This is a genomic window from Ruegeria sp. BC3 (genome assembly GCF_056539265.1).
This window is the reverse complement of sequence record NZ_JBQFUP010000003.1, coordinates 38,775-51,244: the sequence shown is the minus strand read 5'-3', so window position 1 is coordinate 51,244 and position 12,470 is coordinate 38,775. Positions and strand designations below refer to the sequence as shown.

Below are 12,470 nucleotides of genomic sequence, written 5' to 3'. Positions count from 1 at the left end.
CGGGTTACCACCGTTCCGTTGCGTACAGATCCGATCTTGGGTCGTTTAGAAACCGCTGACCCGTTCCACCAGCCAGTACATCGACACGCAGCCGATGGCGTATCCGGTCACGGGAATCACAATCGGAGTGATTGCCTTTGAGACGGTGGGCAGGACAAAGCGCCAGGTCAGGATCACGGCCGATAATGCGCCGATGAACAACAGCTGCCCGGCTTCCACGCCCAGATTGAAAGCCAGCAACGCGGCAAACAGGTCATCCGAAGGCACGCCGATCTCGGCCAGCGCGCCAGCAAATCCCAAGCCGTGCAACAGCCCGAAGCAAAAGCAGACGATCCACGGGTATTGCTCGGACAGGCGCAGGGTGCCGTCTTTGTGTTTGAGTATTTCGAGCGCAAGAAACACGATTGATAGCGCAATGACCGCTTCAACTGGCGGGCCGGGCACGTGCAAAACCCCTAACGTTGCCAGAGCCAGAGTGATGGAATGCGCGACGGTAAACGCTGTCACTGCGCCGACCAGCCGCCATGGGTCGCGTACCAGAATGAAAAGCGCAAAGACGAACAGAAGGTGATCCCAGCCTTCTAGGATGTGTTCAAAGCCAAGTTGAAAATAGCTGCCAAGAACTGACCAGGTCGTAGGCCGTTCGGGAACGGTCAGAGCGGGGTTGTCTGGAGTGAACCTAAAGGTCGCAGGAGAGGCCGAGAGCGGTTGGATTCGCAGCAACACGTCATTGCGTTGCCGTTCCAACCCCTCAATGGCGATGATTTGTCCAGCAATACCGCCACTGCAGTCGGTGACCCATGTCGCAATCCACGCTGAACCATCGGATTGCGGATCTGGTCCGCGGGACTGGGTGCACTGGCTGGGCAGGACGGCGTCGATATCCATCGGTTGCCCGTTTACGTCCGGTTTTCGCCAAAGAACCTGCCACGTATTGGCTGCCAGTTGCCTCAGGTCCAAATAGCCGGGGTCAAGCGCGTGGCCGTGGCTTGCCTGTGCCGCGAAAAGCAGCCAGAGGGCCAGGGGCAGGCACAGAAAAAGCCTCATTCCGGCGTCACCTCGGCCTGAGGTGTTTCGATCCGATAGCCCGACGCCAGACTTTCATATTGCGCTTGTGCCAACTCATCTGACGTTGCGCGACGCCATTCCAGCAGGACAGTTTCACGGATGTCGTCCAATTCAGGAAGTTCGGGCGGGCGTCTATCGGTCACGCGCACGATATGGGTGCCATAAGCAGAGCGGACAGGGCCGGTCCAATTGCCCGGTTCCACCTCGTTCAGGGCTGAGGCGAAACCGACGCCAAACCCGGCATCGACCACGCGCAACGTGGTCAGAGGCATGGATTTGGGCAACAAGGTTGTCCAGCCGATATCGCTCCAGTTCTGGGTTGCGTTGGCAGCCTCGATTGCGCTTTCGACAGCGTCCTGCCCGGCACTTTCGCCCAGATACACCTGGTCGAACGCGATCTGCGGCGAGGTGGTGAACCGGTCTGGGTTATCCTCCAGAAAAGCTTGCAGAACTTCGGGTACAGGTTCGACAGATGCGGCTATTGCTTCGGTCAGAAAGTCCATCTTTTGCGATAGCCTTGCGCGAATGACCTGATCCCCCTGATCCAGACCCAGCTTGCGGGCTTCGCGCACCAGGACTTCCTCTCGTACCGTTGCGGCGATGAGGGATTGCAGTTCACTGTCCGTGGGCGGGCGATTCCAGCTGGCTTCAAAGCGCGTCTTCAACAAGGCCACGTCATTGTCGTCGATGGTGATCGTATCAGGCTCTTCGGCCACGTCTTCGGCGGGCGAGACCCAAGCAAACCAACAGAAGATTGCAATGCCCATCATAATGAAATGGAACAGAGGTTCTTTCAAAAAACGCATGCGTGGTCCGAACTTCCAGTATTTGCCGTTCGATCAATTCTCAGGAGTGTACCAGATGGGCGATGAGTATGCGCGCTCCTGATGTACCAACTGCGCCTCTGGCGGCAGCTCAAGTCCATAGCGCAACTTGTCGTACAGAACCCAGCGTGGCGTCGGGATTTCCAGCACCCGAACGTAGTAGAACGCCCGTTGGCTGGGATCAAACTCGGGGTCGGTCCAGACGGTCAACAGCTCGGACGCGCCAATCGTGTTGCTCCAGCTCGCGGTTTCCAGATCGACGGTGTTGCCGACCTCGGGCAGGTTGCCATCTGCGTCCAGCGCACGGTCGTCGGACCATGCTACGTTGAACACTTTCTCCTGCAGCGCGCCATCGGCATCCAGCCAGCCTTTGACCACCTGAACGCGGTCCAGATTGGCACCGATCGGGTCACGCAAGGCACCGATCAGAAAGGTCGGTGCACCGTCGCCTTCGCGCGGACGCATGTCGCTGCCCATGGGCACACCTTTGGTATAGCCCACATCTGCAACAAGACGCGTCAGCAGGTCATCGTCCTGAAAATCCCAACCGCCAAAGAAACGCAGCCCAATCCGCGGGCCGGTGGTGGCATAGGTTTCGCGCCGTTTAAACGCATCGAAGATGGCCGAGCGGGTGTTGTCGGTGGCCCAAACCGCCGTATAGCCCGAAGCCACCAGTGTGTGCCCTTCGAATGCGCCCAGATCGCTTTCGACAAAGGGGTGCAGGACGCGGGTGGGTGACGGCTCGGCGCTAACGGATTTGCCGAAATAGTTCTCTTCCTCTGCAGTGGCCAGCGAGGTATGGCTGTCGGTCGCTCCGCCCATGCCGAACTTATAGGGGTTCACACCGAACTTTTCTTCCAGCGCCAGACCGCGTTTCAGCGCCTCGCGCGCGTATTCACCGGCCAGCATGTCGTCGGTTTTCAATTCGGTGATATCAAGGTTGCCGACATCCCAGTTCTCATAGTCGGCGAACGGATCATCGGGGCTGAGATAGGGGTGCGCCTCGCCGTCGCCCTTAATCTGGGTGACTTCGTAATGCGGCTCCCACTTGTTGCGGTTCTGAACGTATTCCTCGTCCACCTGACCGCCGTGATAGGTGTCTTCGGTGGGGAACATCCAGCCGTTGGAGAGGTTGCCGTTATGGGCAAAGGCGACTGCGCGCCCGCCGGTCTTGTTCTCGTATTCTTCAAGCCAAGCGTACAGCGCCTTGGGATCGGTGTCGCCATACGGCGGCTGCGTCACCGGCGGAACGACTTGCAAGGCACGGATTGGTCCGTCGCGCAGCATCACGTTGCGGTGCAGGTTGAAACCCTTGGGGACCGACGTCCATTCGAACCCGATGAAAGCAGTAAAGTTGCCGGGGTCATTGTGACGCTCGGCGGCCAGAACGATCTGCTCCCACGTAAAGGCAAACGCATCGGCACCGGGGCTGTAGGATTCCAGCAAAACTTCGGGCAGGGTCATCTGTGAGAAGTTAGTGATAATGTCAAACGCTGCCTTGGCTGCATTCTCACCACCCGCTTTGTAGCCTTCGTACCATTCCAGGCCTTTGGGATCAGCCAACACGCCGGGTTTCCCGGCCTGCAGATCGGGGGCAAAGCCCATGAGGTCGGTATGGTCCGTCAACACCATCCAATCCAGGGGCCGTGCCAACCGAACGGGCTGACCAGTGGATGAGATCACCTGTTCTCCCTTGGCAAATCGCCAGGCATCATCGGGAAGCAATGTGTTGCCGAAGGCCCCCGCATCCAGCGAGAGGCCAGTGTGCAAATGAGTGTCACCCCATAGCGGGCGTTCAGGAAAGGATCGGTTCGCATAAGGCGAAAACGGGCGGTCGGCAAAGGTGCCTTCGGCCGCCTTTTGGCTGGGAACGGCATCTGCCCAACTCAACGTCGGCAGCACCATTAATGTAATCAAGCAGGTTGAAATTCGGCGCATTGAACCCTCCCCAGATGTTCGGTCGCATGTATATATCAACTTTAGTATATTCATTTGTTATAATGTATAAGCGCGGGTTTTTGTACAGATTTTTGGTCGACTCGGCCCTTGCCTCGCGCAACTGCGCTAGGCGACAGAATAAGCAAGCGCGCCCAATTGGTTCTGACAGCTGTTTTCGTAGGGGGAGAACAGGGCCACAAACTCAAGCGGGACGTTTCGCTCGGTGGCAAGGATCACATTGGTCGACGTCGCGAATTTATCTATCACGCTGTCATTAATCCGGCTAAGTTTGTCGTTGACATAAGGCAGGGTCTGAAGACCGGCCCAATAGCCCATATCCAGCATCCGGCCCTGTACGCCTTTTTCCAGGACAAATGCCTCATAGGCCTGCGCAAACTCCAACGCGGCCGGATCGGCTGCAATGTCCGGGCCATAGACGTCGCGGATGACGTCCAGTGCGTGCCCGGCGATGCCATGTCCTTTCAGCCCCCGATAGGCGAGACCGGCACCAACCGCACCGACTCCCAAGGCCATAACTTTGCGGCGTGACAGCTTCATCCGACGACCTCCGATGCGCGCAACGCCAGTGCTGAAAGCGTAAGCGATGGATTGGCCGGAGAGCAGGTCGGAAACGCACCCGATCCAAGCACAAACACGTTTTGTGCAGAGTGAAGACGCAGCCGGTCATCGACGACCGAGTCGTCGGCGGACAGACCCATCCGGTGCGTACCCTGAATATGCGCGTCTGAGGGCAGAATGTCCGAAACTTCCAGATGCTCAATTGTGTCCGGGATGATATCAGGCAGGCCTGCCTTGACCCGTTCAACGCCACGCTTTGCGTAATCCGAATATCCGGTCCATTCGATGACAGGCTCATCCTCTTCCAGAAATACGCGGTTTTCGGCAAGGGGCATATCCTCGACAGCGATCCGCATGTGGATACGATTGGCCCATTTTCCCCGCTCGCGCCGGATTGAGGCCGGGGCGTTCACCGTCTCGATCAGTGCTGCCGCCGCCGTGCTGCGGTCAATATCGTGATAGAAATGATAGCCATGCCCGGTTTCCGAGGTGCCGCCAAAGAACCCCTTGATGTTTGCGGTGTCGGCATAGACGTTAATGACCGCCTGCTCGTGCAGGTATTTGCCCAGCGCTTCATTGCGTACGCCCGAGCGTTGCAGGATGGCTGCATTGAAAATTCCGTTGGTTCCCAGCGCGACGATGTCACCGCGCAGGCGTGCATCGGCGCCGTCCGCGGTTTTGACATGGACCCCGGTTGCGCGACCACCCTCGATGTCCAGGGTCCGAACTTCGGCACCGAACAGGTAGTGCGCACCTGGATGGGCGAGTTTCTCGAACCCATTCAACACGGTAAACTTTGCGTCGATAGGGCAAATCCTGCACACGCCGTTGACACAACAGTTCGGGCGCGATCCGCCGTTCGATGTCGCGCTTGAGACTGGAACCCATAGCGGCGAAGACGCGCGCAACGCAACATCTGCGCGAGATGGCGTATGTGGTGGGTAGGGGAGCGGCTTGCGGCGGGGCAGTATGTGTTCATTTTCACCACCGGCCACTTCGATGATGTCCTCGACCCTTTCCCAAAACGGCTCAAGGTCTTGATAGGATATCGGCCAGTCCATTCCGACGCCAAACTTGCTGTTCAGCGCAAAATCATCCGGGTGAAAACGGGGAACATTGCCCCACCAATAATTCGAATTGCCGCCGAACAAGGTAAAGGCGATCCAGTTCTTTTTTAGAGCAGAGCTGTTGCGCTGGTTGAACGCCTCGCGCACGGCCCAGCCATTTTCGATCTGATCTGCGTGCGAGTACTCGACACCTTTTTCGACGAACAGGACGTTCAGATCGGGCGGCAGCCCATAGCCAAAGAACATCGCGGAAAAACTGGATCCCGCAATGATGACGTCCCATTCACGTGAGCTGGCCTGATCTAGGGATATGCGCCGCATGGCAACAGGATGACCTTTTTACTCTTCAAACAAAAGGCTGAGAAACAGCAACCGTAACAAGCCATGACACTATGGCATGATCATGACGGCGCGCAACGAGACTGAATGACCTACACGCGAGTTTTGGCGGCGGTTCAAGGAGAAGCCGGGGCACGTATCTTTGTCCTTGCTGTCGGACCCCATTGGCAGGCAGATTGGCCATCAAAACACTAGGACCAGCCAATGACACAGCAGGCCGTCTTTCTGACCGGTAGCCTGATGCGGCATGTGACCCGCATGTCGCTGACCACCAGCATCGGCCTGATGGCGATTTTTGCCGTCGACTTTGTGGACATGGTCTTCATCTCGATGCTGGGCAATGACGCGTTGGCGGCGGCAGTTGGTTATGCTGGAACACTGCTGTTCTTCACCAACTCGATCAACGTGGGCCTGTCCATCGCGGCAGGGGCGTTGGTCGCCCGCGAGTTAGGGGCAGGGCGGCCGGAAAAAGCGCGGCAATTCGGGACCAGCGTAGCCCTATTGGGCATTCTCACCGGTCTGGTCATATCTGCCCTCGTCATGATCAACCTCAAGTTTTGCCTGTCGCTTCTGGGGGCGCAGGGTGAGGTTCTGGAACTGGCGGTGCGATACGTGACCATCATTCTGCCAACTATGTGGGTCATGGCTGTGGCGATGACTGGCATGGCCGTTCTGCGCGCATTCGGCGATGCGCGCAGGTCCATGCAGGCAACGATTTACGGAGGGTTAGCGAATGCAATTCTGGACCCGATCCTCATCTTTGGCGTGGGTCTTGGGCTGGACGGTGCGGCAATTGCGTCTGTGATCGCGCGGATCTGTATGCTGATCGCAGCGGTCCGACCTGCCATACGTTTCCACCGCGGATTTGCAAAACCCTCGCTTGCGCAATTGAGAGATGATCTCGCGCCGGTCCGCGCGATTGCTATCCCAGCGGTATTGACCAATGTCGCTACGCCGGTCGGCAATGCCATCGTTATCCGAGAGGTCGCCCAATTCGGCACCGATGCAGTGGCAGGGATGGCCGTGATCGGGCGGCTTATGCCCGTTGCGTTTTCCGTTGTGTTTGCTCTGTCCGGTGCCATTGGCCCAATCGTTGGCCAGAACTTTGGGGCCGGACAATATGATCGCGTCAGGGGCGCATTTTTGGCCGGAGTGAAGTTCACCGCCGTCTACGTGGTTTTGATGGCAGCCGTTCTGTTTGTTTTGCGCGCACCCATCGCGGATTTGTTTCAGGCACAAGGCGAGACGCGGACACTGATCTATCTGTTTTGCGGGCCATTGGCGCTGGCATCGTTCTTCAACGGAGTGATCTTCGTTGCAAATGCCAGCTTCAATAACCTTGGCTATCCCATTTATTCTACGTGGGTTAATTGGGGCCGCCATACGCTTGGGACATGGCCCTTTGCGGTTGCGGGCGCTTATCTGGCCGGCGCGCCAGGGGTGCTGCTGGGGCAGGCGCTGGGCGGCGTCATCTTCGCTGTGATCTGCTGGGGACTGGTGCGTCGCGTCGTTTCGGGTCTGACCGCGCCCGCGGCGGTCGACCCATTTGCTGGCCAAAGCCGTTTGCAGTCCTTGTTCGGGCGCAGAGGCTGGTGAGTTGGGTTGGCCCGCAATGGTGGCACCCTTTCGCGCCAACTGTATGGGCAATAATTTGACACGTTTTGGGCGCGGCCTTTCGTCCGTCGCATCCTCATTTGCCAATTCATGAATTCGTTGTAAGCTGACCCTATGATTGCAGAAAACGGTTGCTGATTTTCCTGCGACGATTTGAAAAATTCTTAAATGACCGAGGATGAGCAATGTCCCGTAGTCTTTTAAAGTATACGCGTGTTCTTGAAATTGTCGGGGATACGATCAAGGTCAGGGTGCCGCTGGACGGCTCAACCGACGCGGCGGTGCGGTTCAACGATCTGGCTGTGATCGAGACCGTGGACGGTCACAAAACGCTGGCGCAGGCGATCTTCATCGACAGGGATGTCGTCACGTTGCAAGTGTTTTCGGGCACCAAGGGCATCTCGACTGAGGCGACGGCCACGTTTCTGGGCCACCCGATGCAGACGCCGTATTCGCAGAACATTCTGGGGCGCGTGTTTGACGGCGCAGGCGTTTCCATTGATGGCGGGCCTGACCTGTCGTCCGAGCCGCGTGTCGATATCGGTGGGCCGACCGTGAACCCGGCAGAACGGGCGGTGCCTAACAAGATGATCCGCACCGATGTGCCTATGATCGACGTGTTCAACACTCTGGTCGAAAGTCAGAAAATCCCGATCTTTTCGGTCTCGGGCGAACCGTTCAATGCCTTCCTCAGCCGCATCGGCATTCAGGCGGATGCCGATATCGTGGTGTTCGGCGGGCTGGGGTTGATCTTTGACGACTATCACACGTTCCGCACTTCGTTCGAGGATGCGGGCGTGTTCTCGCGTACGGTGATGTTCGTCAATCAGGCGATGGACCCTCTGGTCGAACGGTTGCTGGTGCCCGATATGGCACTTGCCGTGGCCGAGAAATTCGCGGTCGAAGAGGGCAAGCGTGTGCTTGTTCTGCTGACTGACATGACCGCCTATGCCGACGCGATGAAAGAAGTCGGCATCAGCCAGGAACGCGTGCCCTCGCAGCGGGGCTATATGGGTGATCTCTATTCTCAACTGGCGCGCCGGTACGAGAAAGCTTGCGACTATGCCAAAGGCGGATCGGTCACGGTGCTTACAGTTACGACCATGCCGGGCAATGATGTGACCCATCCGGTGCCGGACAATACCGGTTATATCACCGAGGGGCAGTTCTATTTGCATTCCGGCGTGATCGATCCGTTCGGCAGCCTCTCGCGCCTAAAGCAGAACGTGATCGGCAAGACCACGCGCGAGGATCACAGTCAGATCATGAACACCATGATCCGGTTCTATTCGGAAAGTCGTGACGCCGCACAGAAACAGGCGATGGCGTTTGATCTGTCGGATTACGACCATCAGTTGCTGAAGTTCGGCGACCTCTTCAAAACGCGGTTCATGGACATCAACGTCTCGATCCCGCTGGAGGAGGCGCTGGATTTGGGCTGGAAAACACTGGCCGAGTGTTTCGCACCAGAACAGCTGCTGATGAAGCAGGCTTTGATCGACAAATATTTCCCAAAGGATGCCGATGGCGCGGTTGCAGCTGAATAAATCGTCGCTGGCACGCCAGCAGACCCAGCTGAAAAGCTATGAGAGGTTCTTGCCATCGCTGGACCTCAAGCGTCAGCAATTGATGGCGGAACGCGCCAAGGCGCGAGAAGATGTGAAGCGCCTGGAAGAAGAGGTGCAGGACCTGGCTCAGAAGGTCGGGGAAAGGCTGCCCATGCTGGCGCAGCAGGGTGTCGATCTGGACGGGCTGGTCGAGCTGAAGGATTATCAGGTCAAAGAGGTCAACGTGGTGGGCGTCAAGATGCCCGCGTTGGATCGGATCGAGGTCGCGGTGCGTCCGTACTCCTATCTGGCAAAGCCCCATTGGGTCGATGCGGCGGCAAACCTGCTGCATGATATGATTGAGGCGCGCCTGCGCGTCAAAGTGGCCGAAGAGCGGGTGAAGATATTCGACAAGGCTGTCGCGACGATTACGCAGCGGGTCAACCTTTTTGAAAAGGTTCTGATCCCACGCGCGAAAGCCAACATCAAGAAAATCCGCATCTATCTGAGTGATGAACAGATGCAGGCAGTGGTCCGGTCGAAAATTTCAAAGCGCAAACATGCGCAGGAGACGGTGTCATGAGTGTCGCGCGCCTCAAGAAACTTTCGCTGGTCGGGCGGGCCTCCCAGAAAACCGAGACGCTTGAAGCGCTGCAGGATTTGGGCTGTATGCACGTCCTGCCACTTGCCCCTCCACCCAGCGAGCCCGAGAAGATCAGCGAACGCGGCGCGCGGGATGCTTATAAGGCGCTTCGGTTTCTGAATGACGCCGCCGAACAGCGTCGGCAGATTCAGCGCGATCCGGGGTTTGACATGGACCAGTTCGTCAAAGACGTGCTGGACCTGATGCAGCGCACTCGGGATATGACAGACCGCAGGGATTTCTTGGCCAACCGGATCGCGCAGGTGCGCCCTTGGGGGGATCTGGATTTTCCACCTGATGACGTGCTCGCGGGCAATCGCCTATGGTTTTATCAACTACCGCTCAAGCACCGGGATGCACTTGAAGCGCTGGACTTGCCTTGGGCTATACTGGAACAGGACCACCGGTTCATCTATGCCGTCCTGATCGCTCCGGAGGAGCCGGATGATGACATCCTGCCGGTCCCGCGGACACATACCGGATCGCTGCCCATTCACGAACTTGAGGCGCAGCTGGAAGACGCGGAGATCGCGATTGAATCTCTGGAAGCTGAACGGATCGCGCAGACCCGGTACCTGACTTTGATGCGTCGCAACCTGTCTGTTGCCGAAAGCGCGGCCGAGTTGGCGCATGCGACGCAAAAGGTGCGTGACGAAGAGGCGATGTTTGCCCTGCAGGGGTGGGTCCCCGAGGATCGCGTGGATGCGGTGCTGGAGATGGCAGGTGCCAAAGACGCCGCCGTTCTGATCGAAGAACCCGGCCCCGATGACAGCCCGCCGACACTGCTGGAGCAGCCGGAAAAACGCAGTGCTGCCGTGGACTTGGCGCTGTTTTATCAAGTTCCGGGGTATAAGGATTGGGATCCCAGCGTGATCGTCGCGGCGTCTTTCGCGATCTTCTTCGCGATGATCGTGGCCGATGCCGGGTACGGAGCGGTTATCCTGCTGGGTCTTTTGCTGTTCTGGAAACGGATGGATGTCACGCCCGGCGAAAGGTCGTGGCGACGTTTCGGTGTGATCATATCGGGTGCCACGATCCTCTACGGTATTCTGGTGGGCAGTTACTTTGGCGTATCGCCGCCGGATGGGTCGTTTTGGGCGCGACTCAAAATTTTGGAATTGAACAATTTCGGCGCGATGATGATGGTTTCTATCGTCGTGGGCGTTCTGCATCTGGTTCTGGCCAACGTACTGGCCGCACGGGCGGCATGGGGGCACCGGAAGGCCATCGCCAACCTGGGCTGGATCGCGGCGCTGATTGGCGGCTTTGTCCTTTGGCTCAGCTACATGAAAGGCAATTCGGCAGTACCGGGCGGGGTCCTGATGGGGGTTGGAGTTCTGGCAATTGTCTGGTTCTCAAGCGAGCGCGTCATCAAGAAGCCAACCGATTGGCTTTGGCGTCTGATCGAAGGTCTTCAAAGCCTCGCCGGTGCCATGGGCGCGTTCGGGGATGTGCTCAGCTATATGCGCCTGTTCGCACTGGGTCTGGCGTCGGCCTCGCTGGCGATCACGTTCAATGATCTGGCGGTCTCGGTCATGCAGGCGCTGAAGGGGCCGGGGATACTGTTCGGCCTTCTGATCCTGATCATCGGCCATGTTCTCAACTTCGCCCTCGCTATGATGAGCGGCGTCGTCCACGGATTACGTCTCAATTACATCGAATTTTTTAAATGGGGTTTGCCGGACGAAGGCATCGTCTTTCGTCCGTTCGCCCGTAAGGAGGTTCAGGAATGAATGAGCTTGTACTGACATTGGGTTGGCTGGGTATCTATGCGCCAATGGCGCTGGGCGCAGCAGCAAGCGCCATCGGCTGCGCCATCGCCGGGCAGGCCAGTATCGGTGCCATGACCGAGACCGAAGGTGGCTATGGTCGTTTCGTCGGCGTTTCGGCCTTTCCTTCGACCATGGTGATTTACGGCATTGTCATCATGTTCACCCTGAACCGGGACGTAACACCCGAAAACGCGGGTGGATTGTTCGGGATCGGCATTCTGTCCGGCATAGCACTGATGTACTGCGGGATCTGGCAGGGTCGGGCCTGTGCGGCGGCAATCAACGCCACCAAGGAAAAGCCTGAGATCTTCGGTCTTGCGCTTGCCCCGGCAGCGATCATTGAAGGGTTCGGCGTCTTTGCCTTCGTCTTTGCTCTCGTCATCAGTGCGGGGATTAGCTGATGGCACAGGATGGCAAGATTTCTCATGGTGTGGATGCCCTGATCGACAAGCTGCGCAATGATGGCGTGGCCGCAGGTCAGGCGGATGCGGAAAAGCTGCGTGCCGACGCCAAGGCCGAAGCGGCCAAGATATTGGCCGACGCCAAGCGCGAAGCGGATGACTACCAGAAAAAGGCCCGCACGGAATCCGACAACTACCGCGCGGCCGGGGAAGAGGCGCTGAACACTGCGATGCGGGATGCGGTGCTGACGATGAAAGGCGGGCTGACCGACCGGTTTCGCGAAGATGTTGAACGCCTGGTGACCAAGGAAATGGCTGACCCGGACCTGTTGAAGCAGATGATCCTTGAGGTCGTCGGACGCGAGGCTGAAGGCGTTAATCTGGATGGGAAGGTTCAGGTCATTCTGCCTGCCAAAGTCGCTACGCAGGAAGACATCAAGCAAAACGCAGACGACATTCAATCGGGAAAGTTGACCAAATATGTTTTAGGCCTGACCGCCAAGATGCTGCGCGAGCAAGTCGAACTGCATGCCTCTGACGATGCGCAAAACGGTATCCGGGTTCGGGCCGAGGATCAGGGCGTGGTTCTGGATCTGACCGACAAAGCCGTCGCGTCTTTGTTGATGGAACATCTACAGCCACGGTTCCGTGCCGTGCTGGAAGGTGTGATCCGCTGAG

Annotated in this window: 11 protein-coding genes; 6 read left to right on the top strand and 5 right to left on the bottom strand. The window is 57.9% G+C overall.

What is annotated here, in order from left to right; genetic code table 11:
* Window positions 1-45: 45 nt before the first annotated feature.
* From ACR0MV_RS09215 to ACR0MV_RS09195, 5 genes are all read right to left on the bottom strand, one after another.
* The gene (locus ACR0MV_RS09215) at window positions 46-1,047 is read right to left on the bottom strand and encodes a HupE/UreJ family protein (RefSeq protein ID WP_480701906.1); all 1,002 of its coding nucleotides are present in this window, start codon (window positions 1,045-1,047) and stop codon (window positions 46-48) included.
* Window positions 1,044-1,874: a peptidyl-prolyl cis-trans isomerase gene (locus ACR0MV_RS09210; protein WP_480701905.1), complete on the bottom strand. Its 831-nt coding sequence runs from the start codon at window positions 1,872-1,874 to the stop codon at window positions 1,044-1,046. The genes ACR0MV_RS09215 and ACR0MV_RS09210 overlap by 4 nt, the downstream gene beginning before the upstream one ends.
* Window positions 1,875-1,907: 33 nt before the next feature.
* Window positions 1,908-3,830 (bottom strand): DUF3604 domain-containing protein, encoded by a 1,923-nt coding sequence (locus tag ACR0MV_RS09205; protein WP_480701904.1) that lies wholly within the window; start codon window positions 3,828-3,830, stop codon window positions 1,908-1,910.
* 126 nt (window positions 3,831-3,956) lie between these two features.
* Window positions 3,957-4,388, bottom strand: a complete 432-nt coding sequence (locus ACR0MV_RS09200; RefSeq protein WP_480701903.1) for a hypothetical protein — start codon at window positions 4,386-4,388, stop codon at window positions 3,957-3,959.
* Window positions 4,385-5,797, bottom strand: coding sequence for a GMC oxidoreductase (locus tag ACR0MV_RS09195; protein ID WP_480701902.1), 1,413 nt, complete (start codon window positions 5,795-5,797; stop codon window positions 4,385-4,387). Before ACR0MV_RS09195 ends, ACR0MV_RS09200 begins: the two co-directional genes overlap by 4 nt.
* Before the next feature lie 222 nt (window positions 5,798-6,019).
* Here ACR0MV_RS09195 and ACR0MV_RS09190 point away from each other — a divergent pair, with 222 nt between their 5' ends.
* The 6 genes from ACR0MV_RS09190 (at window position 6,020) to ACR0MV_RS09165 (ending at window position 12,469) form a co-directional block, all read left to right on the top strand.
* A complete protein-coding gene (locus ACR0MV_RS09190) occupies window positions 6,020-7,411 on the top strand; it encodes an MATE family efflux transporter (RefSeq protein WP_480701901.1) in 1,392 nt (463 codons plus the stop codon).
* A gap of 203 nt (window positions 7,412-7,614) precedes the next feature.
* Window positions 7,615-8,976: a V-type ATP synthase subunit B gene (locus tag ACR0MV_RS09185; protein WP_170422140.1), complete on the top strand. Its 1,362-nt coding sequence runs from the start codon at window positions 7,615-7,617 to the stop codon at window positions 8,974-8,976.
* Window positions 8,954-9,559 carry a V-type ATP synthase subunit D gene (locus ACR0MV_RS09180; RefSeq protein WP_480701900.1) on the top strand — a complete coding sequence of 202 codons (606 nt, stop codon included), beginning with the start codon at window positions 8,954-8,956 and terminating at the stop codon, window positions 9,557-9,559. The genes ACR0MV_RS09185 and ACR0MV_RS09180 overlap by 23 nt, the downstream gene beginning before the upstream one ends.
* Window positions 9,556-11,352, top strand: a complete 1,797-nt coding sequence (locus tag ACR0MV_RS09175; protein ID WP_480701899.1) for a V-type ATP synthase subunit I — start codon at window positions 9,556-9,558, stop codon at window positions 11,350-11,352. Before ACR0MV_RS09180 ends, ACR0MV_RS09175 begins: the two co-directional genes overlap by 4 nt.
* Complete coding sequence (locus ACR0MV_RS09170; RefSeq protein WP_170422131.1) at window positions 11,349-11,792, top strand: ATP synthase subunit C; 444 nt, start codon at window positions 11,349-11,351, stop codon at window positions 11,790-11,792. The genes ACR0MV_RS09175 and ACR0MV_RS09170 overlap by 4 nt, the downstream gene beginning before the upstream one ends.
* Window positions 11,792-12,469 (top strand): hypothetical protein, encoded by a 678-nt coding sequence (locus ACR0MV_RS09165; protein ID WP_480701898.1) that lies wholly within the window; start codon window positions 11,792-11,794, stop codon window positions 12,467-12,469. Before ACR0MV_RS09170 ends, ACR0MV_RS09165 begins: the two co-directional genes overlap by 1 nt.
* Window position 12,470: the final 1 nt, after the last annotated feature.

Excerpts from the sequence above, each read along its gene's own strand:
- ACR0MV_RS09195 (WP_480701902.1), bottom strand. The coding sequence starts at position 5,797 with ATGCGGCGCATATCCCTAGATCAGGCCAGCTCACGTGAATGGGACGTC.
- ACR0MV_RS09200 (WP_480701903.1), bottom strand. The coding sequence starts at position 4,388 with ATGAAGCTGTCACGCCGCAAAGTTATGGCCTTGGGAGTCGGTGCGGTT.
- ACR0MV_RS09205 (WP_480701904.1), bottom strand. The coding sequence starts at position 3,830 with ATGCGCCGAATTTCAACCTGCTTGATTACATTAATGGTGCTGCCGACG.
- ACR0MV_RS09215 (WP_480701906.1), bottom strand. The coding sequence starts at position 1,047 with ATGAGGCTTTTTCTGTGCCTGCCCCTGGCCCTCTGGCTGCTTTTCGCG.
- ACR0MV_RS09190 (WP_480701901.1), top strand. The coding sequence starts at position 6,020 with ATGACACAGCAGGCCGTCTTTCTGACCGGTAGCCTGATGCGGCATGTG.
- ACR0MV_RS09175 (WP_480701899.1), top strand. The coding sequence starts at position 9,556 with ATGAGTGTCGCGCGCCTCAAGAAACTTTCGCTGGTCGGGCGGGCCTCC.
- ACR0MV_RS09185 (WP_170422140.1), top strand. The coding sequence starts at position 7,615 with ATGTCCCGTAGTCTTTTAAAGTATACGCGTGTTCTTGAAATTGTCGGG.
- ACR0MV_RS09165 (WP_480701898.1), top strand. The coding sequence starts at position 11,792 with ATGGCACAGGATGGCAAGATTTCTCATGGTGTGGATGCCCTGATCGAC.
- ACR0MV_RS09170 (WP_170422131.1), top strand. The coding sequence starts at position 11,349 with ATGAATGAGCTTGTACTGACATTGGGTTGGCTGGGTATCTATGCGCCA.
- ACR0MV_RS09210 (WP_480701905.1), bottom strand. The coding sequence starts at position 1,874 with ATGCGTTTTTTGAAAGAACCTCTGTTCCATTTCATTATGATGGGCATT.
- ACR0MV_RS09180 (WP_480701900.1), top strand. The coding sequence starts at position 8,954 with ATGGCGCGGTTGCAGCTGAATAAATCGTCGCTGGCACGCCAGCAGACC.